Genomic DNA, 25,194 nt, shown 5'->3' with positions numbered 1-25,194 from the left:
GACCCTAGGGCATCGGCTGGTTGCCCGGTGCCCTGACCAGCCGCAGGGAGCAGTCCCCGAACGTCACCGTCGAACCGACCCGGAGACGCACCTGCTGGTCCACCCGGCACACCACCTGCGCACCGTCGGGCAGCGTCACCACGGTCCCGTTGGTCGACCCACGGTCGGCCACCCAGACCCCGCTGGGCTCGACCCCGATCTGGAGGTGGGTCTTGGACACCGACCGGGCCGGGTCCACGACGCGCACGAGCTGCACGTCCGCGTCCGACGCGGGGTTGCGACCCACCAGCGCCGTGCGGGCGATCGTGACGTGCCGTCCGTCGCCCAGCTCGATCTCCGCCGACGCGCGGTCGACGGCCGAGGCCGCGGCCGGTTCGGCGAGCAGGTCCGCCCGGGGCCCGGCGGGACGGGTCAGCTCCAGCTCCGGGGCGAGCCCGTAGCTCAGGCCGACCTGACGCACGACGGGGTTGGCGCGCGTGTCCACGTCGGGTCCGCTCCGCTGCGGCGAGAGCGGGGCGAGCACCAGCGCCGCGGGCCTCGCCTCGTCGAGCAGGAGGTCGAGCAGCGCGGTCCCGTCGGCGGACGTGCCGGCCTCGGCGACGGCCCAGCCCGGGACGCTGACCTGCCGACGGGACGGGTTGTGCTGTCGCACAGGCGCAGCGGGACGCGCCCGCGGAGGCACGATCAGCGGCGCCCGCACCGCGCGCACGTCCAGCACCTCGTCCCGTGCCGCGAGGTCCTGCCAGCCACGCCGCCGCCCCGTCCGGTCGAACGCCGGGGAGACGAGGACGACGAGGAGCCCGACGCCGAGCACGAGGAGGCCCGCGGCGAGCACGGCGGAGCGCAGCAGGACCCGGACCATGCCGATCGGCTCGCGCGACTCGACGTCGAGCGTGCGGATCCCGACCGCGCGGCGGCCGACCGTCCAGCCCGACCACCCGTGCGCCACCCACTGGGCCACCGACACCACGACGACGGACGCGGACCCGAGGACCACCAGGACGTCGCTGCCCCTGGACAGCCCGACCGCCAGGACGACACCGCCGAGCGCCAGCAGCAGCACCAGGTCGAGCAGGCCGGCGGACAGGCGCCGGGCCAGCGTGGCGGGCGACAGGTCGTCGCCCGCGCGGTACGGATCGGGCACGTGGGTTCCGTGACGGGTCATGACATGCCCTTCGGGCGGCGGTTGCGGTGGTTCTTCAGCGAGGCGGTGGACACCCGGGCCCGCACCCGTCGGCGCCAGCCGACGCTGCGGGTCATGGCGTCGACGGTCTGCTGGACGTCGGCCCAGTAGGCGGTGGCGTGCGCGCCGCTCGGCTCCCCGGCGCTGAACACCGCGTGGTCCGCGGAGCGCGCGAGCGCGCCGACCCGGGTGGCGACGAGCGCGCCCCCGGGGGCGTCGGCGAACGACGCAGCGAGCGCGCGGGCCGACTCGTTGCGCGTCGCCAGCGCACCCGCCGGGCGGCGCAGGTCCCGGGCGGTGTCCAGCACCTCGTCCCAGCCGCCCGCCACGCGGGCCACCGGGTCGCGGCTGCGGCGGCGACGACGCCGGCGCCGGGCCTTGAGCGCGACGACCACCAGCATCGGCAGCGCGAGCACCAGCGCGGGGATCGCGACGATCCCCGCCACCCGGGCGATCCGCCAGAACAGCGCGCTGGCGTCGTCCGTCTCGTCGGGGTCGTCGGTCTGGGGCTGCTCGGTGTCCTCGTCCGGGGGCGTGACGGCACCGGGCGGCGGGGGCGGGGGCTGCACGACCTGCGGGTTCGGCTCGGAGGGCTTCTCCTGGTCCTCCTCCTGCGGGGTCTGCTCCGGCGGCGGCGTCGGGTCGAACGGGACCCAGCCGTAGCCCTGGAACGCGACCTCGACCCACGCCTGGACGTCCTTGCCGGTCACCTCGAGAGGCTCGTCCGCCGGCCCGCTGTCCGCGTCGGGGACGAAGCCCAGCACCACCCGTGCCGGCAGCCCCATGTCGCGCACCATCAGCGCCATCGCCGCGGCGTACTGCTCGCCGTCACCCACCATGAGATCGCCGCCGAGCAGTGCCGTGATCCGGTCGGCGCCGTGGCCGGAGAGCGAGTCCGTGCCGGACACGTCGATGCCGTGGCTGAAGAAGCCCTGCTCGGCGAGCCACGACTCCAGCGCCGTGCTGATCTGCACCGGGCTGCCGGCATCGCGTGCCACGTCGGCCGCCGTCGCACGGACGACGTCCGGCACGCCGGTGGGCGCGGGCTGGGCGACGTCGGACGCGGGTGCGCTGCCGATCTCCGTCGCGGGCGGCTCGCGCGGCACGACGACGTCGATGCCGTAGGTGAGGCCCTCGTGGACGCCCCCGGTGAGCACCGCACCGCCTGTCGCGTCGTTGTAGCGCAGGTCGCCGGCCGCGTCCGCGTCGGCGATGTCGAACGCCGTGGCCTGACCGACCGTCGGGAGCCAGACACCGGCGAGCTCGTCGACCGTGAACTCGACGTGCGCCGGCTCGCCCCGCACGGTCGTGTCGATCTCGGAGCCGACGCGGCGGAACTCCCCCGACGCCTGCGCGGACCCGTCCCCCGCCACGTTCCAGACGACGCCGTCGTACCGGTCCATCGTCGCGAGCCGGACCCGTGCCCCCTCGGGCAGTCCCGAGACGGTGAACAGGGGTGCGTCGTCCTTCACGAACTCCCGGAAGGCCGACAGCGGGCTCGGGTAGTCCCGCGGGTCGAACGGCGGAACCATCTCGTCGCGCACGACGAGACGCTCGGTCCCCCCGGCGACGACCGGGGCACCGAGGACGCCGGCGGCGACCGCCACCCCCACGAGCGCACCCGTGGCGACCACGCGCTGGGCCCGCAGCAGCCCCGCGCGCCACGCCGCCCACGTCAGCAGGACGACCACGAGCACCACGCCGGTCAGGACGGGATCGACGATCGGGCGGCGGGTGCCGAGCACGATCGTCGCGATCATCACCGCCACCGGCACGAGCGCCGCGGACGCCGCCGCGGCACCGGTGCGTGCCCGCAGGGCGATCGACACGGCCAGGCACGACCCGACGAGCGCCAGGAGGTAAGCGGCGACCAGCAGGGTGCCGTCGGAGCCGACCGGCGGCTGGAGCGTGAGCACCTGCTTCCACGTCGAGCCCGCGCCACGCGCGAGGTCCACGACGGTGGCCGGGGTCGGCACGACGCCCGCCACGGTGGTCGTCGGGGCGGCCAGCGCCCCGCCGGCCAGCACGAACACCACGACGACGACCGCGACCACGGTGATCGCGGACCAGCGTCGCGCGGCACCCACCAGCGCGACGGACGTGCCGAGCAGCAGACCGCCGGCCAGTGCGGGCAGCGCGGTCAGACCGCCGTACACCTTGAGGAGAGGCGCGAGGACCAGGGCGAGGGTGCCGACGAGGCACACGACGTCGACGGCAGCGCGGCCCGCCGGTCGCGACGTCACGCGGTCACCCGCCGCAGCAGCCGGGGCAGGTCGTCCAGGTTCCCGATCGTCGCGAGGCTCAGGGAGCCCTGCGTGCGCACCGACACGTCGGCGCCGCGCTCGCACCGGACGACCACGGTGCGCGTCCCGGCCGGGACGTGGCGGGCGCCGAGCCGCAGCTCGGGGTCACCGGGCACCGAGCCGGTCACGAGCATCGCCACGGAGGCCTCCGGCGCCTCCCGCACCACGCGGCGGCCCAGCAGGGCGACCCCCGCACCGGCGGTCGAGAGCGCGACCGCCGAGCAGTCGTCGAGCAGGAGCGGCGGCGTCTCCGCACGGAGCCGGCCCGGCCCGGCGAGCACGACGAGGTCCCGCTCCTCGCGGATCGTCTGGACGCCGACGGACGCCACGACCGAGACCGCGAGCTCCAGCTCGTCGTCGTCGGCGTAGTCCCGCGGGTCGGTGGCCAGGGCGAGCGCCGTCGTCGTGCGCCGGGTGTCCTCGAACTGCTTGACCATGAGGCTTCCGCGGCGCGCCGTGGTGCGCCAGTGGATGTACCGGCGGTCGTCGCCCGCGACGTAGTCGCGCAGGGCGTGGAACGAGAGGTCCGAGTCGGACAGGTCGCGCGTCGCCTGGCCCTCGAGGTCGCGCAGGAGCCCGGCGCTCGCACCCGCGAGGGACACGACGAGCGGGTGGACGAACACCTCGGCCGGCCGGGTCCACCGCACGCTGCGCCGCGCGAGCCCGAACGGGTCGCCGCGGACCGAGCGCACCGGGCCGACCACGATCACCGCGCGGCGCGTGGTCGGGATGGCGAACAGGTCGTCGTGGCCGGCACCGGGTGCGAGGGCCGGGACGGCAAGCTCCGCGACGGCCGCACCGACGGGCAGCTCGATCCGGGACGGCAACGACCGGCGGCGAGCGACGTTGCGCACCTCGAGGCGCCCGAGGGCGCGCTCCCCCACCTTGACCCGGTGGTCGGCCATGTCGAGCGTGACGGAGTAGCGGGCCCGGCCCACGGTCATCAGCAGCGACACGACGAGCACGCCCGTCAGCGCCGCACCGATCGCCGCGAGCTCCAGCCAGCCGAACCACCGGCCCAGCACGAGGCCGAGGGCCGCCACGGCGACGGCCCCCCACCCGACCGGTGAGATCCGCACTCCCACGGTCAGCCCACCCGTACGGCCGGCGGCGCCGTCGTCTCGAGGATCCGGGCCAGGATCTCGGTCGCCGTCACCCCCGCGAACTCTGCCTCCGTGTCGAGCAGCAGGCGGTGCGCGAGAACCGGCTGGGCGAGGTCCTTCACGTCGTCCGGGATGACGTACTCGCGCCCGGCCGCGGCCGCCCAGACCTTGGCGGTCCGCACGAGCGCGAGACCACCGCGCACGCTCGCCCCGATGGCCGTCTGCGAGTCGTCGCGCGTCGCCTCCGTGAGGCGGGCCACGTAGTCGAGGACGACCTCGTCGATGTGCACGGTCTGTGCGAGGTCCGCCAGCGTGCCGACCGCCTGCGTGGTGATCCGCGGGGTCAGGTTCGTCGTGCGGTCCTTCGCTCCCGCGAGGATCTCGATGGTCGACGCGCGGTCCGGGTAGCCCAGCGACGTCTTGATGAGGAACCGGTCCAGCTGCGCCTCCGGCAGGCGGTACGTGCCCGCCTGCTCGATCGGGTTCTGCGTCGCGATCACCATGAACGGCCGGCCCACCGGGTGCGTGACCCCGTCGACCGTGATCTGCCCCTCCTCCATGACCTCGAGGAGCGCCGCCTGGGTCTTCGGGGACGCGCGGTTGATCTCGTCGGCCAGGACGACGGACGCGAAGATCGGGCCCGGGTGGAACTCGAACCGGTGCGTGCTCTGGTCGTAGATCGTCACGCCCGTGACGTCCGACGGCAGCAGGTCCGGCGTGAACTGGATCCGGTGGTGGCTGCCCTGCACCGTGGCGGCGAGCGCCTTGGCCAGCGACGTCTTGCCGGTCCCGGGCGCGTCCTCGAGCAGCAGGTGCCCCTCCGCGACCATGGCCGTGAGAGCCAGGCGGACCGTGTGCTCCTTGCCGAGCAGCGCCAGGCCGACGTTGGACACCAGTGCGTCGAACGTCTCGGCGAACCAGGTGCTCTGCTCGGGGGTCATGTGCGGTGTCTCCGTCTCGGGGTGCTGCGGTGGAAGGTCGGGATGGTCATGGGGCTGCCGGAGGAGGCTCCGGGACCCGGGCCTCGAGAGACTGGGCCCAGTGCTGGCTGGTGCCGAACTGGTTCTGCGCACGCACCCGGATCACGATCACCGTGCCCGGCGCGGCGGTGGCGGGCAGCGGCGCGTTGCTCAGCTGCGACGCGGTCGTGGTGGGCAGGTCGGCCCAGTCGGCGGACCCGACCTTGACCTGGACGAGGTAGCCCGTGATCGCGGCGCCGCCGGTGTCCCGCACGTCGGCCCAGTCGGACGAGATCGAGGCCCCGTCGTCGGAGACGCTCAGGGCGTAGCCGGCGTCGACGTCCCCCGGCTCGCTCGCCCGTTGCACCACCCGGTCGCCGCTCGGAGCCGGCGTCGAGTCCCCGGCCGAGGTGACCGCGGTGACGACTGCGCGGAAGGTCGCGGTCCGCTTGCCGAAGCCCAGCGTGGGCATGCGGGTGCTGGACGTCGCCTCCTGGCCGGTCACGACCTTGGAGTCGGTGAGGTCGCCGTCGATGTAGAAGTCGACGCGGTACTCGGCGTTCGCCCCTCCGCCCCAGGCGCTCGTCGCGGCCCAGCGTGCGGTGATCGACGTGGGCTGGCGGTCGGTGTCGCGGGCCGGGTCGTCCAGCGTCACCCCGGACGCGGGCGACGGCTTGGTGACCGGCACGGGCGCGGCGGCACGCGGCGCGGACCACTCCCCGCAGCCGGCGATGTTGCAGGCCTGGACCTGGAACGTGGCATCGGCACCGCCCGTCAGACCGCCGACGTCCCTGGACGTCCCCGTCCCGACGTCGCCGATGTCCGTGCCGTTCACGAACAACCGGTACGACGTGACCGGCGAGCCGTTCGGGTCGGCACTGGCCCACACGACCCGCACGCTGCCGTTGCCGGGCTCGGCCGTCGGAGCACCGACGGCGGACGTGATCGTCGTCGGGGCGGGGACACCGTACGTGGAGGCCGTCGTGACCGCCGGTGCCGACCACCCGGGCGCCTTGTTCCTCGCTCGCACCTCGAACTGGTACGGCGCTCCGTTGGCCGCGTCCGTGAACGCGTAGCTCGTCGCTCCCGTGCCCTCGAACGGGACCGTGCGGGCGTTCGGCCCGCCGGAGATGACCAGCTCGTACCCGGCGACCCGGTCGCCGTTCCCGTCGGGCTCCCCCCAGGCCACGTTGATCTGGCCGCCGAGCGGGGATTCCGCGCGCAGCGCCGTGAGGTTCACCGGGGCCTCCGGCACGCCGGCCGGCACCATGGGCTGCGACGACGGCGACCAGCCGCTGGGGTCCGGCGCCTTGTTGTGCGCACGCACGCGGACGGAGTACGCCGTGCCGTTGCGCAGGCCGGAGAACGTGAAGCTCGTCGTCGAGGACGTGACCGAGGCAGGCCCTGCCGGCGGCGCGGGCGAGATCTCGAGCGTGTAGCCGGTGATCGGCGAGCCGGCCGAGGGCGGCGCGTCCCACGTGGCCCGGATCGAGCTGTCGCCGAAGTCCAGCGTGGGCGCCGCGGGCGCGTCGGGGACCGCGTCGGGCCGGGCGGTGGCGGACGGGGCGCTCGGCTCCGACCAGTCGACGTCGTTCTGCGCCGCGACCGTGAACGTGTACTCGACGTCGTTGGTCAGGCCGTCGACGGTGCACGTGGTGCTCGCGCACTGCCGCACGAGGTTGCCCGGGCTCGCCACCACGCGGTAGCCGGTGATCGGTGCGCCACGGTTGTCGGGCGCGTCCCAGGACAGCACGACGGTCCGGTCCCGGATCTCGCCGATCCGGGGCGCGGTCGGAGTGGCGGGCTTGCCGCGCACGATCACGGTGACCCGGCCCTCGACCTCACGGTMCGGGTCGCCGGTGACGTCCCGGACCCGGAACCGCGTGACCATCTGGCCGATGAACCCCTCGGCCGGTCGGACGCTCACCGTGCTCGACGTCGCCCCTGCGGTGCCGGCACCGGGGGTCTCGACGGTGGCGCCGACCACGGTCATCGGTTCGGGCGCGAACGGGTTGAACGCCCCCTCGAGCACGTCGATGGTGCTCTGGCGGCCTTCGACGCCGTCCGGGATCGTGCGGTCGACCAGCCGGATCGTCGGCCGGGTGCTGGCGATGACCCGCACGTCGACGGCCGTCTCGAAGGAACCCGTCCGGCCGTAGTCGATCCGGACGGCCAGCTTCTCGGTGCGGCCCTTCGGCGTGGTCGCGTCGGCGGCGATGAGCAGCACGCCGTCGGTGATGTTGCCGGAGAACCCGGCCGGGATCGACGAGACCAGCGTGTACGCGTAGCGACCGTCCGTCGGGTTCGCCCCTTCCGGCCCCGTGGTGAAGGACCGCAGGTCCACGGCGAGCGCCGGCTCACCGGGAGCCACGTCGATGACGGACGGCTCGAAGGTCGGCGGGTAGTCGTCGACGGCGTACACGGTGATCTGCAGGGTGATGACGGACGTCCGGGCAGAGGTGTCCCCCGGGGAGGACGCGTCCGTCACGGGCACCGTGATCGACGCCGGCCCCGCGTACCCGGCCGCCGACGTGAACTGCAGGGTCTCGTCGTCCACGATCGGGCTCGTGCCGTCGGACCGCGTGGCGGAGACGCCCAGGGAGTCGGCGATCCGCGCCGTGCGGCCGGGCGCCACCTGGACCTGCTCGCCGAGCGGGATCACGAGGCGCTCCCCCGACGCGACGCGCAGCTCCGGCGCCTTCGGCCGGGGCACGGGCCGGAAGAACCCGAGCGCCGGCACGGTGATGAACGCGTAGGACGCGACAGGTCTGTCCCCGCTCCGGTTGGTGAGCAGGTACGGCACCGTCTGGGCGTGGTCGACGAGGGTCACGACGACCTCACCGGTCTCGGTGACCCGCGCGACGGCCGCCTGCGAGTCCGGCACGGAGACCTCGAGGTCGCTCAGCGGCCCGCTCGGGTTCTGCGCGACCGCGAGCACGTCGACCGAGACCTCGGTGCGGTCCAGCGTGTCCGTCGCGGGCACGACGATGTCGCGGGCGATCGGCGGCAGCACGGGGGCGTCCGCCGACACGGTGACGGTGAGCACCCCGGTGTCCCGCCCGCCACGCTTGTTGGACGCGGTGTACGCGATCTGGAGCACGCCGGGCTCGTCGGGCGCCCGCACGACGATCCGCCGGTCCTGCACCACGGCGTCGACACCCGCGTCCTTCTCCAGGTCGGGTTCGAGGTTGAGGTCGCCGCCGCTCGAGTCGACGTCGTTCGCCAGCACCCGGACCTCCACCCGCTGCCCGGGCTTCACCGTGACCTCGTCGTCCCGCGCCACGACGGTCGCCGAGTCGGTGGGCCGCGGGCTGATGCCGACGCGGATCGTGGCCACGGCGCGCTGCCCGACCCAGTCCTCGACGGCGTAGGTGAACTCGTCGGTGCCGACCTCGTCGGGGAACGCCTGGTACTCCAGCCAGTCCGCGCCCGTCGCCGTCACGCGTCCGCGCAGCGCGGACGACGCGATGCCGAGCAGCGTGACGCCGTCGCCGTCGGGGTCGATGCCGACGAGCGGGACGTAGATGCGGACGGTGTCCCCCTGGAAGACGCGCGCCACCAGGTCCTGGGGCCGTGGCGGGGCCTTCGTGCTCGCGTCCGACTGGTGCACCCGGACCGTCACCGTGGCGGCGGTCAGGTTGCCGGTGGCGTCCTCCACCTCGAACGTCGCCCGTGCGGTGAGGGGCTCGTCGGGCGCCTGGTAGCGCAGCACGTCCCCCGAGACGAAGAGCAGGCCCTGCCCGTCGGCCAGGGGCTCGACGAGCTCGCTCCGCAGCGTCAGCCGGTCACCGTCGGGGTCGTACGCGTCGTCGAGCACGGGGATCGTCACGACCCCGCCGGTCCGGACGTCCACCTCGACGTTGGGCACCACGGGAGGCTGGGACGTCGCCGACGGCGGCACCGGGTGGACGATGATCTCGCCGACCGTGCTGTCCTGCCCGTTGGAGACGGTGTAGCTCAGTGCCACGGGAGCGGTCAGGGTCCGCTCCGACGAGATCTGCACCAGGTGGTGCTCGAGGATCGCGACCCGGAGCCCCTCGGGGGCGTCGACKGACTGCAGGACCAGCACCTTGCCGGCCGGGTCGGTGTCGTTGGCCAGGGGGTCGACMGTCACCTCGCCGTCGGCGGGGAGGAACGCCTGGTCCCGGACCGCGATCGGCGGCTGGTCCGTCTCGGGCCAGACGCGCACGTCGATCCGTGCCAGACCGGTCGCCTGCTGCGGCGGCGCCGACACGAGGAACGGCACGTAGTAGCTGCCGGCGCGCGCCGCGCTGAACGTGAAGGTGCCACCCTGCAGGTCCGTCGTGATCGTGGCGCCGACCACCTCGTCGACGCCCGCGAGGCGCGGCGGCTCGGCCGACGAGCTCCGCACCAGGTCCAGCGGGTGGAGCGTCACAGGCTGGTCGACGTAGGTCACCGCGTGCACGGGGTCGATCTGCGGCGGCAACGAGCCCGTCGGCCGGACGTCGACGTCGAGCCGGCCCTCGGTGGTGGACGTTCCGTCCGACACCAGGAGGGTCACGCTGGTGCGACCGAGCTGGCCACCGTCCGCCCGGAACGTCACGGACCCGTCCTGCCGGAACCGCACCGAGCCCACGGCCGGGTCCGCGGTCGCGCCGATGAGCACCAGGTCGTCGCCGTCGGGGTCCTGGAAGTCCGCGAGGGCCTGGTGGTCGGCCTGCCCGCCCTGCTCGACCTGCAGCGCGCCGGTCCGCAGCTGGACGGGGGGCTCGTCGAGCGACCCGTCCCGTGCGGTGAGCACGACGCGCGCGGTGGACGGGGTGGTGCCGCGGCCGTCCGTGATCGTGTAGGTCAGCTCCGCGGTGCCGGTGGCACCCTCGGCGACCGTCACCTGCAGCGAGCGTCCGCCGTAGATCGCCTCGACCCGACCGAACTCGGCGGGCAGCGGGTCGAACACCGAGATCACCAGGATCCCGCAGTCCGAGGACGAGTCGTTGTCGATCACCGGCAGGATCGTGGTCCGGCCGGGCCGCACGCCGAACTCGTCGTCGGCGGCGGTCGGGGGTGCCGACTCCGCGGAGCACTCCGTGACCAGGTCCTGGGTGGTGTCCGACGCCTCGGTCTCCTCCTCGGCCTCGTCCGGCTGCTCCTCCGGCTCGATCTGCGTCCACTCCGGCACCCGCAGGTCGGTGTCCTGCAGGGGCATCCAGAGGCGGCCGCGCAGCGTGTCGTTCAGCACGACGACCTGCCGGTTCACGCGGAACGCGAGCACGTCGGCGCTGGACATCTGCTCGAGGTTGCTGACCTCGGCGTCGGCGCCGTCGCACAGCTGCAGGTACGAACCGGTGGGCGACGCCCAGGCGCCGTGCGCGCACCGGCCGACCTGCACCGGCCTTGCGGGCACCCCCGACCCGTCCGTCGGGTGCTCCACCACGGTGCCGCCGTCGAGCGGGACCTCCAGGAGCGCGGTGCGGCTCGCGACGAGGGCGCGCGAGGAGTCCGGTCCCGGCTCCTGCAGCGCCAGGTTGGCGCCCTCGAGCGTCACCTCGCCGTCCAGGGTCCGCACGGTGCTGTCGGACAGCACGACGGGTGCGTCGCCCACGGCGGTCAGCCGGTCGACCGGGCCGGCGCCCAACGATCCCAGGGGCGTGCTGCGCGCCGCGCCGTCGACGATGTCGACGCGCGTCACCGCGCCGTCCTCGGCGGACACCGCCAGGACGGCGCCGCTGCGCGCGACCACGGCGGCACCACCCTTCCCGACCTCGACGTCCGGGGCGTCCGTCGAGATCCGCAGCGTGTCCAGCTCGGTGATCGGCCGGACCCACACGTTCCCGTCGGTGTCGTACACGGCCACCACGCCGGCGGCCATCGACGCCTCGGCGCCCGACACGTCGACCTGGGTGCCGAGCGTGACCGACGCCGGGTCGACCACGGCGATCGTGCCCGGCTCGACCAGCAGCACGTCACCCGCGTCCTGCAGGACGTCGAACGTGCTCCCCGACGCCGACAGCCCGCCGTTGAGCTCCTCGACCTGCGCGTTGTAGCGGCCCAGCTGCAGCTTGCTCGTGGCGGTCAGCCACACCCCGCCGTCGTTCAGGTCCAGCCGGGCGAGCGGGAAGCCCTGGTCGAGCAGCGCCAGCACCAGCACGAGCACCGGGACGGTGACGACGGCCGCCGCCGTGGTCGCCCGCGAGCGCACCGAGCGCCACCTCATGAGGTGCACCCCTGCGCCGGCTCGGTGGAGACGCGGCGGTCCACGCGCACGATCGCGACCTCGATGCAGACCTGGGGCGTGGTCGCCTGGTCGGCGGGAACGATCACCTTCGCGGTGTCGATGAGCGCCAGGTCGGGATCGCCCGTGGCCTGCAGGACGCCCCACACGTAGCGGTCGCCCTCCTGCGGCTCCGGGTTGTCCCAGGTGAACAGGACCGATCCGTCGGCCTGGCGGGTGCCCTGCAGCCCGGACGGTGACGGGACGGGGTCGGCGATCCGGGTGGGGTCGGCGTCCTGCGTGAAGTCGGACGTGGGCGTCGGGTCACCGGATGCCCCGTCGCCCCAGAGGGCCGCCGCGCCGATCGCCACGACCGCGGCGAGCACGACGACGCCGGACACGACGCCCGCCACCACGCGGGAGCGACCACGCTGGACCGTCTCGGCCGGCTCGGGGTCCACCACCTCGGGGGGCGTGACGTAGACCGGGCCAGGGCGCGCGCTGGTCGGCTCGGGCGCGACGTAGGTGACCCCGCGCAGCCGGGTCGGCTCGTCCGCACCGGGCGGCGGCGTCGGCTGCTCGACGGGGGCCGTCGGCGCCACGGTGACGATCGACCGCAACCGGGTCGCGTCCTCGCGGTCCTCGTCCGCCGACCGTGCCGTCGGCGCACCGGAGTCCGCGGCGGCGTCCGGCGTGTCCATGAGGTCGAGCGGGGTGATCGGCAGCCGCAGGTCGGCCTCGACCTGCTGGAGCGCTCGTGCGACCGCCGCGGCAGAGGCGAACCGCCGGGTCGGGTGCTTCGCCATGGCGCGCTCGAGCAGCTCCTGCAGCCCGGGGGGCACGTCGTTGCGGCCTGTGGGCGGCAGCGGAGCCCGCTCGATGCGGGCGACCAGCTGCTGGGCCGTGTTCTGCCCGCCGRGGACCTCGAACGGGGTACGCCCGGCGAGCAGCGAGTAGATGGTCGCGGCCAACGAGTAGACGTCCGACCGCTCGTCGCCCGTCGGGTGCTCGCCCAGCAGCTCCGGCGGCGACCACGGGATCGACATCCCGACCGTCGCACCCGCTCCGTGGCCGGTCGTCGCGGCGATGCCGAAGTCGGTGAGCGCGGGCCACCCGAAGTCGGTGGTCAGGACGTTCGCGGGCTTGATGTCGCGGTGCAGGATGCCGGCGCGGTGCGCGGTCTCGACCGCCGACGCGAGCCGGATGCCGATCCGCAGCGCCTCCGCGACCGAGATGCGCTCCTGCCGGTACCGCTCCGCGAGGCCTGGCCGCGAGCAGTACTCCATGACGAGGAACGGGCGACCGTCGGCCGCGATCGCGGCGTGGTAGATCGTGACGATCGACGGGTGGTGGGACAGCTGGGCCATGAGGTTGGCCTCCTGCTGGAACCGCCGCCGGACGCCGTCGTCGAGGCTCCCCGCCAGGAGCACCTTGACCGCCACCTCACGCCGCGGAAGCTCCTGCTGGTACAGGAAGACGTCCGCGAAGCCCCCGAGGCCGAGGACCCGGAGGTACTCGTAGCCCGGCAGGCGTGGCGGCGTCGACGCTTCGCGGCGTGCGGTCACGAACCCCGCTCCACCGAGAACGTCACGCCGTCGCCCAGGTCGACGACCTCGTCGGTGCCGACGACGCTGGGCTCGCCGGGGTGCAGCCGTCGTGCGCCCTCACCGGGCCGGGACACGTGGATGCCGTTCGTGGAGTCCAGGTCCGTGACGACGACGTGCTCGCCCTCGACGCGCACCTCCGCGTGCGTCCGGGAGATGTCCTGCTGCGGGCTCGGCACCGTGATCAGGCGCGGCAGCTCGCGGTTGGTCACCCGGGCGACCTGCGGGGCACGACCCAGGAGCACGGCACGGTCGAGCGGCACGACGAGCCCGGTCGACAGCACGAGGCGCGCGGGCGGGCTGGCCACGACGGGGGTCCGGAACGGCGCAGGCAGGTCGTCGGACGCCCACGACGGGAGCTGCTCACGGATCTCGGCGAGGTCCGTGGACAGGATCGTCAGACCGTCGTGGTCGTCCAGCGAGGCGCCGCCGACCGGCAGCGGCGCGGCCGCCGGCTCGGCCCCGCGCGGGCTGAACGGCGAGGTCAGGAACGACTCGGCCGCGGCGACGACGCCCGACGGGTCGGGACGGTCCGCGTCGGGACCAGCGTCGGCCTCGTCCTCGTCCTCGACCTCGTCGTCCTCGTCGTCGTCGGCGTCGGTGCCCGCGACCGGGACGAGCTCGACCTCGGTCGGCTCGTCCCACGAGATGATGTCGACGAGCCTCGCGGTGGGCACCGAGTCCGGGTCCTGCGCCGGGGTCTCCCACGGGGCGACGTCGACGATCCCGGCGGACGAGGACGCGACCTCGGTGGGCTGCTCCTCCTCGACGACCGGCGGCACCACGAGGTCCTCGGCGACGGGCGTCGTCCCGGCCTGCTCGGCGACGGTGGGCTCGACGGCGACCGGCTCGACGGCGACGGCCTCCACGGCAACCGGCGGCTCGGCGACCGGCTCGGCGGCAACCGGCTCCTCCGCGACCGGCTCGGCGGCAACCGGCTCCTCCGCGACCGGCTCGGCGGCCACCGGCTCCGCCCCGACCGGGTTCGTCGCGGGTGCGGTGGTCGGCACCACGTCGGCGGTGTCGCGCACGGTCAGCGCGAGCCGGACGCGCGACGCGGCGGCGACGCCGTCGGCGAGCGGCAGGCTCGCCGACCCGGCCGGTGCACCGTCCGCCTGCACGACGACGTCGGCCACGCCGTCGAGGACCCGCTCGGTCCACGTGCTGACCTCACCCGAACGCCACACGTCCTGCCGTCCGTCCACCTCGACGACGACCTCGACGTCGCCGCGCAGAGCGGCGTGGACGCGTCGACCGTCGACCGAGACGACGGCGAACGGGGGCAGGCCGCCGAACCCGTCGCGCGCGAGCAGGGCGAGCGCCGCGAACACGCCCTCGCCGCTGTCCTGCCAGAGCGCACGGACGGTGGACTCGGCGGTCCCCGCGCCGAGCAGCGCGACGAATCCGGGGCGCACCACGGCGGTCCAGTCGCCGACGGTGTACTCGGGCACGCTCATGACGGGGTCTCCTCGGTGGATGGGTTCGGGTCCGGCGTGCTCGATCCCGGTGCGACGCGCGGGATCGGCTTGGTGGCCGTCCGGGTGCGACGCGGGACCGTGACGCCGTTGAGCATCTCGTCCCACACGTAGGGGCCCAGCTCCGCCCCGGTGCGGGGCACGGTGATGTGGACGTCGTCGTGCGCCCCGGCGGCCGTGGCGACGTCCACGACGACCGCACTCACGTTGTCCCGGGCGCCGTGCTCGAGCGCGAGCCGCACCAGGTGCGCGGCGGCGTCCTGCGGGTCGGCCGTCTCCGCCAGCACGCGCGCCAGGTCGTCGTCGCCGACCTCGCGGGTCAGCCCGTCCGTGCAGATCAGCAGCCTGTCGTGCAGGCCGGCGGGCAGAAGCCAGTACTCGGGCTCCGGCGGGTCCCCGGTGCCGAGGGCCCGGGTCAGGACGTGCCGCTCCGGGTGCGTCGCCGCCTCGGTCCGGTCGATCTCACCCAGGTCCAGCAGCTCCTGGACCACCGAGTGGTCGACGCTCACCTGCTCGAGGACGTCGCCGGACCACAGGTACACGCGCGAGTCGCCGACGTTGAAGACGAGCCAGTAGGAGCCGCCGTCGTGCTCGGTCACCGCGACGCCGGACACGGTCGTGCCGCCCTGGCGTCCTCCGGTGAACTCGGCACGGATGCGCGCGGCGGTCCGGTCGAAGCACGCGTGCACGTCGTCGGCCGTCGCCGCAGCCTGCCCGGCGAGCTGCGCGAACTCCTCGACGGCGATGCGGCTCGCGAGGTCACCCGCGTCGTGACCACCCATMCCGTCCGCCACGAGGAAGACCGGAGGGTAGGCAAGGAGGGCGTCCTCGTTGACCTCGCGGACGAGGCCACGGTCGGTGGCCGAACCCCACGACGTGCGCACGCGACCCCCTTGTCCTGGGAACGGTCCTGACGGTCCGTTCAGATCATCGGCGCACATCGTGCCGTACGTGAGCGCTTCGTACACAACGCGACCCGCTGTGTGGTCATCCCTGGTCAGATCCCGAGCTGGAAGACACCCCAGTAGGCCAGGATCACCAGCAGCAGCACGGAGCCTATGACGCCGGACCACAGCACGGCGGTCCGCACGATCCCGGGCGCCGGGACCTCACCCGCGAGGCGGACCCGACGGCAGCGCCGCAGCAGCAGGACCCCGACGACGACCACCGCGATCCCCAGGACCCGCACGACCACCCAGCCGCCCTGGACGACGAGGTCGTTGCGCTGGTAGTCCAGCGCGAGGCGAGCGACCGAGACGAGGTACCAGACGAGCCCGAGCACCGTGGCGATCGCGCCGGCGCCGAAGATGACCAGCCGCGGCAGCACGCCGCGCGCGAACCGCGGTCCGGCGACGGTCACGGTGGCGCCGCGGCGGCGCCGCACCCGGTCGGTGGCCTCCTCCGCACCGCGCGCGACCAGCACAGCCAGCGGCCCGAGCACGATCAGGGCCACGGAGGCGATCGCGAGGGCCAGGACGACGTCGCCGTCCCCGAACCAGCGGGGCTCGGGGACGGGTTCCGCGACGTACGTCTGGACCGGCTGCGCCCCCGCGATCCGCGGCTCGGAGTCTCCGGTCGTGGGCAGGCCGAGCACCCAGCCGGACAGGTCGCGCAGGAAGGCCGCGTCCACCTCGCCGCCGACGCGGATGCCGTGGTTGGCGCCCTCGTAGTAGCGGACGGTCACGTCACCGTTCCCGGCGATGGCGGTGTCGCGCAGCACCTGCTCGGCGCCCTGGATGGTGGGCATCGACGCGTCGCCGGTCCCGTAGACGACGAAGACCGGCTGACGCATCTGGCGCTGGTACGGGGTCACGTCGAAGTCGGCGTACTCGAACCCTCCGCCGGGCAGCGACATGCCGACGGCGCGCGGGATCGCCCGGAACACCCCGTGGGGCACGCCCGTGTTGCGCAGGTAGGAGTCGACGGCGAACGCCGCCTGCTCGCGCGGCGGCACCACCGGGGAGGAGACCAGGACCACGAACGCGATCGACGGGTCCTGTGCGGCCATGACCGGTGCGATCCAGCCGCCCTCGCTCTCGGCGTAGATGCCGACGCGCTCGGGGTCGACCCCCGGGTAGGACTGCAGCACCTCCACCGATGCCTCGTAGTCCGCCGCCATCGCCACGTAGTCCCGGTGCCGGGTGGTGTACGTGTCGAGCCGCTTGTTCGGCACCATCGCGACGATCCCGGACGCCGCGAGCGCGTGCGCCTGGTCGAGGAACGCCGTGTCGTAACGTCCGGTCCCGGCGCCGTGCACGAACAGGACCGCACTCGCGGGCTCGTCGAGCCCGACCGGCTCGCTGATCTGGGCGTCGATCGTCGTGCCGTCGAGCTGCACCGTCACCACCGAGGTGCGGACGTCGTAGGTCGGGACGGGCGCGGCGGACCCGATCGCCGTCGAGGACGTCTCCACCACCAGCGGGTCCGCCAGCGGCACCGGGTCCCACTGCGGCCCCATGACCGCGCCGAGGACCGCGAGGACCAGCACCCCGAGGGCCGTGCTCGCAGCGACCCGGTAGGACCGGCCCACGTGCCGGTCCACGTCCGTGCCCGCCCGCGGCACCGCGCGTCCACCCGATCTCAGCATGCTCAGAAGCCCAGCTTCCCGAGCTGCTTCGGGTCGCGCTGCCAGTCCTTCGCCACCTTGACGTGCAGGTCCAGGTAGACCCGGGCCCCGAGCAGCGCCTCGATGCCGCGGCGCGCCTGGCTGCCGACGTCGCGCAGCCGCGCACCGCCCTTGCCGATGATGATGGCCTTCTGGCTGTCCCGCTCGACGAACAGGTGCACGCGCACGTCGAGCATCGGCACGCCGTTCGCGGCCGGCTCGTCGCGGGCCACGATCTCGTCGACGACGACGGCCAGCGAGTGCGGCAGCTCGTCGCGCACGCCCTCCAGCGCGGCCTCGCGGACCAGCTCCGCCACCATGACCGCCTCGGGCTCGTCGGTGAGCTCACCCTCGGCGTACAGGGGCGTCCCCTCCGGCAGGTGCCCGATCAGCACGTTCTCCAGCACGTCGACGTTGTACCCGGAGGTCGCCGAGACGGGCACGATGTCCGCCCACTCCCCCAGCGCCTGCACGGCCATGAGGTGCTCGGCGAGCTTGCCCTTGCCTACGAGGTCGGCCTTCGTCACGACGGCGACCACGGGCGTGCCGCGACCGTCGCGCGCGAGCTCGGACATCTGCTCGGCGATGAACCGGTCGCCGGGGCCGACCCGCTGGTCGGCGGGCAGGCAGAAGCCGACCACGTCGACCTCGGTGAGCGTGTCCTTGACCAGGGCGTTCAGCCGCTCCCCGAGCAGCGTCCGGGGGCGGTGCAGACCCGGGGTGTCGACGAGGATCAGCTGCGCGTCGGGGCGGTGCACGATCCCGCGGACGGTGTGCCGGGTGGTCTGCGGGCGCCCGGAGGTGATGGCGACCTTCTGGCCGACGAGCGCGTTGGTCAACGTCGACTTGCCGGCGTTGGGGCGCCCGACGAAGCAGGCGAATCCGGAGTGGAAGGTCATCGGGTGGCTCCGTGGGTGTCGGTCGGGGCGCGGCCCGGGGTGGGGGTGTCCGTCGGTCGGTCCGTGCTCTCGGCCACGCTGACCAGCACGGTGGCCAGCCGGCGGCGCCGGCCCTCGACCCGGTCGGCGACGAGGTGCAGCCCGTGGATGTCGCCGGCGGAGCCCGGGAGCGGGACCTTGCCGAGCGCCTTGGCCAGCAGGCCTCCGGCGGTGTCGACGTCCTCGTCGTCCACCTCGAGGTCGAACAGCTCACCCAGCTCGTCCCGGCCGAACCGCGCGGGGACCCGGAAGACGCCGTGGTCCAGCTCCTCGACGACGGGTGCCGTGGGATCGTGCTCGTCGGTCAGCTCGCCGACGATCTCCTCGAGCGCGTCCTCGATGGTCACCAGGCCGGCGATACCGCCGTACTCGTCGACCACCATGGCCATGTGCGAGGAGCCGCTCTGCAGCTCGCGCAGCAGCTCGTCGACCGGCTTCGACTCGGGCACGAACACGGCCGGTCGGGCGAGCGACGACGCGGGTGCGTCGAGCATCGCCTCCTGCTGCTGGCGGTCCGACCGGCCGGCCGGCGCGATCGGCAGCCGGGCGACGACGTCCTTGAGGTAGAGCACGCCACGGAGGTCGTCCACGGAGTCGCCGACGAGCGGGACCCGGGAGAACCCGGAGCGCAGCAGCAGCGCGAGCGCCTTGCGCAGCGGTGTGTCCTCGGGCGTGGTCACCATGTCCGTGCGCGGCACCATGACCTCACGGGTGAGCGTCTCACCCAGCTCGAGGACGGATCGGAACATCTCCCGCTCCTCGTCCTCGATGACGTCCGACTCGCTGACCCGCTGCACCATGTCCCGCAGCTCGTCCTCGTCCTCGGCGGCGGACCCCGCCCCCGGCCGCCCGGCGGCGCCCAGCGGACCGGCGACGGCGGTGACGGCCACGAGCACGCGGGACAGCCGGGTCACCACGGCGACGGGGTGCCTGCGGCCGAGCGTGCGCGGGCTCGCCCGCACCAGCAGGAACGCCACGAGACCGCACACGGCGACCGCGACGAGCAGGACGGCCCACCAGGGCAGCTCGCCCGACGCGACCACGAGCGTGATGCAGACCGTCGCCGTCATCTCGGCCAGCAGCCGCACGAACGCGGCCGCCGACGCCACCCGCGCGGGGTGGTCGGCCAGGGCACGGACCCGGCCCGCGGCGGGGTGCCCCTCGGCGAGCAGCTCGGAGACGGCCGCCCGCGAGATCCGGGCCACCGCCACCTCGCCCGCGGACAGCGCGGCGGCCGCGACGATGCCGAGCGCTGCGACCAGGACGAGCAGCGCCACGGGGACGTCSGTCATCGGGACGCCAGGAACGTCAGCAGAAGCCGGCGCTGGAGGGCGAACATCTCCTTCTCCTCCTCCGGCTCGGCGTGGTCGTAGCCGAGCAGGTGCAGGATCCCGTGAGTGGTCAGGAGCAGCAGCTCCTCGGCGGTGGAGTGCCCCGCCGTGCGCGCCTGCTGCGCGGCGACCTCGGGGCAGAGCACGACGTCACCGAGGAGTCCCGCGGGCGTCACGTCGCCCTCGCGTCCCGGACGCAGCTCGTCCATCGGGAAGGACAGCACGTCGGTGGGCCCGGGCTCGTCCATCCACTTGACGTGCAGGTCGGTCATCACGTCGGTCCCGACCAGCAGGATCGACAGGTCCGTCTGCGGGTGCACGTGCATCTCGTCCAGCACGTAGCGCGCGAGCGCGGCGAACTCCGCCTCGTCGACGTCGTACCCGGACTCGTTGTTGACCTCGACGCTCACGGCCGCCTCAGCTCCTGTCCCAGCGCGCGTACGCGTCGATGATCTCGCTGACCAGGCGGTGCCGGACCACGTCCGAGGAGGTCAGGCGGCAGAACGCGACGTCGTCGACCCCCTGGAGGATCTGCTCGACCACGCGCAGGCCCGACGTCTGCGACGACGGCAGGTCCACCTGCGTGATGTCTCCGGTGACGACGACCTTCGAGCCGAACCCGAGGCGCGTGAGGAACATCTTCATCTGCTCCACGGAGGTGTTCTGCGCCTCGTCGAGGATGATGAACGCGTCGTTGAGGGTGCGGCCGCGCATGTAGGCCAGCGGGGCCACCTCGATGGTCCCCGCCTCCATCAGCCGCGGGATCGACTCGGCGTCCACCATGTCGTGCAGCGCGTCGTACAGCGGGCGCAGGTACGGGTCGATCTTGTCCGAGAGGCTGCCGGGCAGGAACCCGAGCCGTTCGCCCGCCTCGACSGCSGGCCGCGTGAGCACGATCCGGTGCACCTTGCGGTCCTGGAGCGCCTGCACCGCCTTGGCCATCGCGAGGTACGTCTTGCCCGTGCCCGCCGGTCCGATGCCGAACGTCACGGTGTGCCGGTCGATCGCGTCGACGTAGTCCTTCTGGCCCGACGTCTTGGCGCGGATGGTCCGGCCGCGGCCCGTGAGGATGTTGAAGGACAGGACGTCGGCCGGGCGTGCGCTCGACGCGGCCGTCAGCATGGCGACCGACCTGGTCACCACCTCGGCGGTGAGCGGCGTCCCGCCGGCCGCCATCTCGACCAGCTCGTCGACCAGGCGCGAGACCAGGGCCACGTCACCGACCGGGCCGGCCAGGGTGACCTCGTTGCCGCGGACGTGGATGTCGACGCCGGTGAACCCCGACTCGATGGTGCGCAGGACCTCGTCCCGGAGGCCGAGCAGCTCGACCATCGAGACCTCGGAGGGGACGCTGATCCGGTGCTCGACGCGCGCGGGTGCGGCGGAGGTACGCGCTGCGGAAGTGGACTCGACCATGTGCTCGGCGTGCGCCGTGCGCTCCTTAGCTCGATCTGGAGTGCGAAGAACGTCCTCAGTCTACGAGGCGGCTCCCACAGCATTCCGCCGACGGGCCGATCAGGCCCACCGACCGAGTCTCTCGGCCAGCATCGCGAGAGCGACGGGCCCCGCGGTCGACGTCCGAAGCACGTGCGGGCCGAGCCGGACGGCGCGGGCACCGGCCTCCACCAGACGGCCCAGCTCGCCCTCGCCGATCCCGCCCTCGGGCCCCACGACCACCAGGCACTCCCCCGCCACCGGCAGCGCGGTCGAGGCGAGGGGCTCGCTCGCCTCCTCGTGCAGCACGAGAACGGCGCCCCCGGCGGCCAGGACCGCGCGGACCCGGTCGACCAGCCCTCGGGCGTCCAGCGCGACCTCGACCGCGGGCACGCGCGCCCGGCGCGACTGCTTGGCGGCCGCCCGGACGGTCCCCAGCCAGCGGGCCCGGCTCTTCGCCGCCCGCTCGCCGCGCCACACGACGATCGAGCGCTCCGCCTGCCACGGCACCACGACGTCGACGCCGACCTCGGTGGCCGCCTCGATCGCCATCTCGTCGCGGTCGCCCTTGGCGAGCGCCTGCACGAGCACCAGCGCGACGGCGGGGTCCGGCTCGACCACCCGCTGCTGCACGTGCACGAGCACGCCCTCGGCCGTCACCGCGCCGACGACCCCGAGCAGACGCACCCCCGCACCGTCGACGACGTCGACACGTTCCCCGGGACCGCGCCGCTGCACCACGCCCGCGTGCCGGCCCTCGGTGCCGTCGAGGAGGTACGTGGCGCCATCAGCGACACCGTCGAGCGTGCCGGGCTCGGCGAGGAAGACGGGCGCGCTCATGCTTCTGTGGACACCGTCGCCACGGTCACGCTCAGCGACCCGAGAGCTTGTCGCGCAGCTTGGAGAACACGCCCGGGCTGGACGCGGACAGCCGCGCCTCCGGACGCTCCTCGCCGCGCAGCGCGGCCAGCCGGCGCAGCAGCTCCGCCTGCTCGTCGTCCATCGCCGTCGGGACGTGGACCTCGACGTGGACGTGCAGGTCGCCGCGCCCGGTGGCGTGCAGGTGACCGACGCCGAGTCCCTTGAGCGACACGATCTGCGACGGCTGCGTGCCGGGTCGCAGGTCGACCTCGCGCGGACCGTCGAGCGTGTCGAGCATGAGCACCGTGCCGAGGGCAGCGGCCGTCATGGGCACCTCGAGCGTGGCGTGCAGGTCGTCGCCGCGGCGCACGAACGTGTCGTTCTTGCGCTCACGGACCTCGAGGTAGACGTCGCCGGACGGTCCGCCGGCGGGCCCGACCTCGCCCTGGCCGGTGAGCTTGATCCGGGTCCCCGTGTCGACGCCCGCGGGCACGTCGACGCTCAGGGTTCGGCGCGAGCGCACGCGACCCTCACCGGAGCACTCGGTGCACGGCTCGGGGATGACCGTGCCGAACCCGTGGCACGCGGCGCAGGGCTGCGTGGTCATGACCTGTCCCAGGAACGACCGGGCGACGCGCTGCACCGAGCCGCGCCCGCCACACACCTCGCAGGAGCGCGGCGAGGTGCCCGGGCGGCAGCACGAGCCGCTGCACGTCGGGCAGACGACGGCCGTGTCCACGGGGACGTCCTTGTGCACGCCGAACGTGACGTCCGCGAGGTCGAGGTCGAGCCGCACGAGGGCATCCTGCCCGCGTCGCGCCCGCGGGATCGGCCCGCGCTGCGCAGCGGCGCCGGTCGCGGCACCGAAGAACGTCTCGAAGATGTCCTGGAAGCCGAACCCGCCACCCATGCCGCCGCCCGGGGACGACGGGTCGCCGCCCAGGTCGTACGCGCGACGCTTCTCGGGGTTGCCGAGCACGTCGTAGGCGCGGGACACGTCCTTGAACGTGTCCTCCGAGCCCGCGTCCGCCCCCGCCACGTCGGGGTGGTGCTCGCGGGCGAGCTTGCGGTACGCCTTCTTGATCTGCTCGGGGCTCGCGTCGCGCGGCACGCCCAGGATCTCGTAGTAGTCGGTCACGGGAGGTTCTGCTCGCTTCCAGCGGTGGGTTCGTGTGGTGCTGTGCGGGGGCGGGTCATTGGGCGAGGATGCGCGTCAGGTACCGGGCCACCGCGCGGACCGCCGACATGGTGCCGGGGTAGTCCATGCGCAGCGGGCCGATCGAGCCGATGCGGGCCACCGACCCGCCGCCCTCGTCGCCGTAGCCGGTGGTCACGAAGCTCGTCTCGACGAGCCCGTCGTGCTGCGTCTCGCGGCCGATCCGGACCGCGACGGCGGCATGGTCCTCGGCCATCTCCGAGAAGAGGCGCAGGAGCACGACCTGCTCCTCCAGCGCCTCGAGGACGGGCCCGATGGACCGCACGTCCGAGCTGCCCACGCGCGCGAGGTTCGCGGTGCCCGCGAGCACGACCCGCTCCTCGCTCTCCTGCGCCAGGGTCTCCTCGACGACGGCCACCACGGCGTTGACCAGGTGCTGGTCGGCCGGTGCGAAACCCTCGGCCAGCTCGCCGAGCGCCACGGGCAGCTCGGAGAGGCGTCGACCGGCGGCGCTCACGTTGAGCCGGGTGCGCAGGCGGCCGACGACGGACTCGTCGAGGTCGGTGCCGAGCTCGAGGGTCCGCTGCTCGACCCGCCCGGTGTCCGTGATGAGCACCACGAGCAGGTGCCGCAGGCCGATCGGCACCAGCTCCACGTGCCGCAGCGCCGACCGGCGCAGCGACGGGTACTGCACCACAGCGACCTGCTGGGTCAGCTGGGCGATGAGGCGGACCGCGCGGTCCACGACGTCGTCGAGGTCCTGCGCGGTCTCCAGGAACGTGCCGATGGCGCGCCGTTCGGGGCTCGACAGCGGCTTGACGGTCGAGAGCTGGTCCACGAACAGCCGGTAGCCCTTGTCCGTCGGCACGCGACCCGCCGAGGTGTGCGGCTGCGCGATGTAGCCACCCTCCTCGAGCGCCGCCATGTCGTTGCGGATGGTCGCGGGCGAGACGCCCAGCGCGTGCCGCTCGACGAGGGCCCTCGACCCGACGGGCTCCTTGGTGGCGACGTAGTCCTCGACGATCGCGCGCAGCACGTCCAGCCGCCGGTCCTCGCTCATGTCGCCTCCTCCGCCGTCGTCGGGCCGTCGCGGCGGGGTAGCACTCCCCGCACAGGAGTGCCAATGCTACGCCGCAGCCGCGACACTCACGGGGCGGCAGCCGGTCCGTGCACGGTACGGCCCCTAGGCTGCCCGGGTGAACGACGACCGCTACGGCTCGGACGTGCTCGGGGGCTCCGCCTCGACGCACCACCGACCCACCCGCACCAGCCGCCCGCAGCCCGCCGAGACCGGCCTCGTCGTCGAGGAGGTGACCACCGGCTGGGTGGGTGCCGTCGTCCGGGTCGAGAAGTCGGGCGGCCAGCACGTCGTCGTCCTCGAGGACCGGCGTGGCAAGACCCGCACCTTCCCGCTCGGCCGCGGCTTCTGGGTCGACGGCGAGCCCGTGGCCCTGACCGCGCCCGTGCGCGCACCCGCACCGGCCCGCCCGACGCGCACCGCCTCCGGGTCGGTCGCGGTGCACGACGCCCGCGCGCGGGTGGCCCGCGGCAGCCGGATCTGGGTCGAGGGCAAGCACGACGCCGAGCTCGTCGAGAAGGTCTGGGGTGACGACCTGCGGCTCGAGGGCGTCGTCGTGGAGCTGCTCGACGGCGTCGACAACCTGCAGGACGCCCTGCGTGACTTCGCGCCCGGTCCTGGGCGACGCGTCGGCGTCCTGGTGGACCACCTCGTCACCGGCTCCAAGGAGAGCCGGATCGCCGCCGAGGCGGTCCGTGGGACGCCCGCCGGGTCGGTGCTCGTGCTCGGCCACCCGTACGTCGACGTGTGGCAGGCCGTCCGCCCCGAGCGCGTCGGGCTCGACGCCTGGCCGGTCATCGAGCGCGGCACCGAGTGGAAGCGCGGGATCCTGCGCGAGCTCGGCTGGCCCGCCGACGAGCAGGCGGACGTCGCCCGCGCGTGGCAGCGGATCCTGCGCTCGGTGCGCAGCTACGCCGACCTCGAGCCCAGCCTGCTGGGCCGTGTCGAGGAGCTCATCGACTTCGTCACCGCATGACGGTGCCCGGCCGCCC

17 protein-coding genes are annotated in these 25,194 nt (G+C 74.1%); 1 reads left to right on the top strand and 16 read right to left on the bottom strand.

Annotated features, from left to right (window positions below; all coding sequences use genetic code 11):
- Window positions 1-4: 4 nt before the first annotated feature.
- From ACXJKF_RS12670 to hrcA, 16 genes are all read right to left on the bottom strand, one after another.
- The gene (locus tag ACXJKF_RS12670; protein WP_456788068.1) at window positions 5-1,165 is read right to left on the bottom strand and encodes an RDD family protein; all 1,161 of its coding nucleotides are present in this window, start codon (window positions 1,163-1,165) and stop codon (window positions 5-7) included.
- Window positions 1,162-3,426 carry a transglutaminase-like domain-containing protein gene (locus tag ACXJKF_RS12665; RefSeq protein WP_456788067.1) on the bottom strand — a complete coding sequence of 755 codons (2,265 nt, stop codon included), beginning with the start codon at window positions 3,424-3,426 and terminating at the stop codon, window positions 1,162-1,164. Before ACXJKF_RS12665 ends, ACXJKF_RS12670 begins: the two co-directional genes overlap by 4 nt.
- Window positions 3,423-4,571: a DUF58 domain-containing protein gene (locus tag ACXJKF_RS12660; RefSeq protein WP_456788066.1), complete on the bottom strand. Its 1,149-nt coding sequence runs from the start codon at window positions 4,569-4,571 to the stop codon at window positions 3,423-3,425. Before ACXJKF_RS12660 ends, ACXJKF_RS12665 begins: the two co-directional genes overlap by 4 nt.
- 2 nt (window positions 4,572-4,573) lie before the next feature.
- Window positions 4,574-5,530: an AAA family ATPase gene (locus ACXJKF_RS12655; protein WP_456788065.1), complete on the bottom strand. Its 957-nt coding sequence runs from the start codon at window positions 5,528-5,530 to the stop codon at window positions 4,574-4,576.
- 46 nt (window positions 5,531-5,576) lie between these two features.
- Window positions 5,577-11,723, bottom strand: a complete 6,147-nt coding sequence (locus ACXJKF_RS12650) for an Ig-like domain-containing protein (RefSeq protein WP_456788064.1) — start codon at window positions 11,721-11,723, stop codon at window positions 5,577-5,579.
- Window positions 11,720-13,285 carry a serine/threonine-protein kinase gene (locus ACXJKF_RS12645; RefSeq protein ID WP_456788063.1) on the bottom strand — a complete coding sequence of 522 codons (1,566 nt, stop codon included), beginning with the start codon at window positions 13,283-13,285 and terminating at the stop codon, window positions 11,720-11,722. The genes ACXJKF_RS12650 and ACXJKF_RS12645 overlap by 4 nt, the downstream gene beginning before the upstream one ends.
- Window positions 13,282-14,781: an FHA domain-containing protein gene (locus ACXJKF_RS12640; protein WP_456788062.1), complete on the bottom strand. Its 1,500-nt coding sequence runs from the start codon at window positions 14,779-14,781 to the stop codon at window positions 13,282-13,284. Before ACXJKF_RS12640 ends, ACXJKF_RS12645 begins: the two co-directional genes overlap by 4 nt.
- A complete protein-coding gene (locus tag ACXJKF_RS12635) occupies window positions 14,778-15,683 on the bottom strand; it encodes a PP2C family protein-serine/threonine phosphatase (protein ID WP_456788061.1) in 906 nt (301 codons plus the stop codon). The genes ACXJKF_RS12640 and ACXJKF_RS12635 overlap by 4 nt, the downstream gene beginning before the upstream one ends.
- 113 nt (window positions 15,684-15,796) lie before the next feature.
- Window positions 15,797-17,386, bottom strand: coding sequence for an alpha/beta hydrolase family protein (locus tag ACXJKF_RS12630; RefSeq protein ID WP_456788060.1), 1,590 nt, complete (start codon window positions 17,384-17,386; stop codon window positions 15,797-15,799).
- 2 nt (window positions 17,387-17,388) lie between these two features.
- Complete coding sequence (gene era / locus ACXJKF_RS12625) at window positions 17,389-18,303, bottom strand: GTPase Era (protein ID WP_055913356.1); 915 nt, start codon at window positions 18,301-18,303, stop codon at window positions 17,389-17,391.
- Entirely contained in the window at window positions 18,300-19,634 is a 1,335-nt protein-coding gene (locus ACXJKF_RS12620; protein ID WP_456788059.1) for a hemolysin family protein, read from the bottom strand. Before ACXJKF_RS12620 ends, era begins: the two co-directional genes overlap by 4 nt.
- Window positions 19,631-20,083 (bottom strand): rRNA maturation RNase YbeY, encoded by a 453-nt coding sequence (gene ybeY / locus ACXJKF_RS12615; RefSeq protein ID WP_055913350.1) that lies wholly within the window; start codon window positions 20,081-20,083, stop codon window positions 19,631-19,633. The genes ACXJKF_RS12620 and ybeY overlap by 4 nt, the downstream gene beginning before the upstream one ends.
- A gap of 7 nt (window positions 20,084-20,090) precedes the next feature.
- Window positions 20,091-21,089, bottom strand: coding sequence for a PhoH family protein (locus ACXJKF_RS12610; RefSeq protein WP_456788058.1), 999 nt, complete (start codon window positions 21,087-21,089; stop codon window positions 20,091-20,093).
- A 99-nt stretch (window positions 21,090-21,188) separates the two neighbouring features.
- A complete protein-coding gene (locus tag ACXJKF_RS12605) occupies window positions 21,189-21,947 on the bottom strand; it encodes a 16S rRNA (uracil(1498)-N(3))-methyltransferase (protein WP_456788057.1) in 759 nt (252 codons plus the stop codon).
- A gap of 31 nt (window positions 21,948-21,978) precedes the next feature.
- Window positions 21,979-23,106 carry a molecular chaperone DnaJ gene (dnaJ, locus tag ACXJKF_RS12600; RefSeq protein WP_456788056.1) on the bottom strand — a complete coding sequence of 376 codons (1,128 nt, stop codon included), beginning with the start codon at window positions 23,104-23,106 and terminating at the stop codon, window positions 21,979-21,981.
- Between the two features lie 55 nt (window positions 23,107-23,161).
- Window positions 23,162-24,184 carry a heat-inducible transcriptional repressor HrcA gene (gene hrcA / locus ACXJKF_RS12595; protein ID WP_456788055.1) on the bottom strand — a complete coding sequence of 341 codons (1,023 nt, stop codon included), beginning with the start codon at window positions 24,182-24,184 and terminating at the stop codon, window positions 23,162-23,164.
- A 136-nt stretch (window positions 24,185-24,320) separates the two neighbouring features.
- Between hrcA and ACXJKF_RS12590 the strand changes: the two genes are divergently transcribed.
- A complete protein-coding gene (locus ACXJKF_RS12590; RefSeq protein WP_456788054.1) occupies window positions 24,321-25,178 on the top strand; it encodes a DUF3097 domain-containing protein in 858 nt (285 codons plus the stop codon).
- Window positions 25,179-25,194 lie beyond the last annotated feature (16 nt).

The sequence above is a fragment of the Cellulomonas sp. P5_C5 genome, assembly GCF_054049655.1.
Note: the sequence above shows the minus strand (reverse complement) of the source record. Positions and strands in the feature narration are given on the sequence as shown.

Coding starts and splice junctions, on each gene's coding strand:
- ACXJKF_RS12670 (WP_456788068.1), bottom strand. CDS start 1,165: ATGACCCGTCACGGAACCCACGTGCCCGATCCGTACCGCGCGGGCGAC.
- ACXJKF_RS12605 (WP_456788057.1), bottom strand. CDS start 21,947: ATGAGCGCGCCCGTCTTCCTCGCCGAGCCCGGCACGCTCGACGGTGTC.
- era (WP_055913356.1), bottom strand. CDS start 18,303: ATGACCTTCCACTCCGGATTCGCCTGCTTCGTCGGGCGCCCCAACGCC.
- ACXJKF_RS12655 (WP_456788065.1), bottom strand. CDS start 5,530: ATGACCCCCGAGCAGAGCACCTGGTTCGCCGAGACGTTCGACGCACTG.
- hrcA (WP_456788055.1), bottom strand. CDS start 24,184: ATGAGCGAGGACCGGCGGCTGGACGTGCTGCGCGCGATCGTCGAGGAC.
- ACXJKF_RS12640 (WP_456788062.1), bottom strand. CDS start 14,781: ATGAGCGTGCCCGAGTACACCGTCGGCGACTGGACCGCCGTGGTGCGC.
- ACXJKF_RS12630 (WP_456788060.1), bottom strand. CDS start 17,386: ATGCTGAGATCGGGTGGACGCGCGGTGCCGCGGGCGGGCACGGACGTG.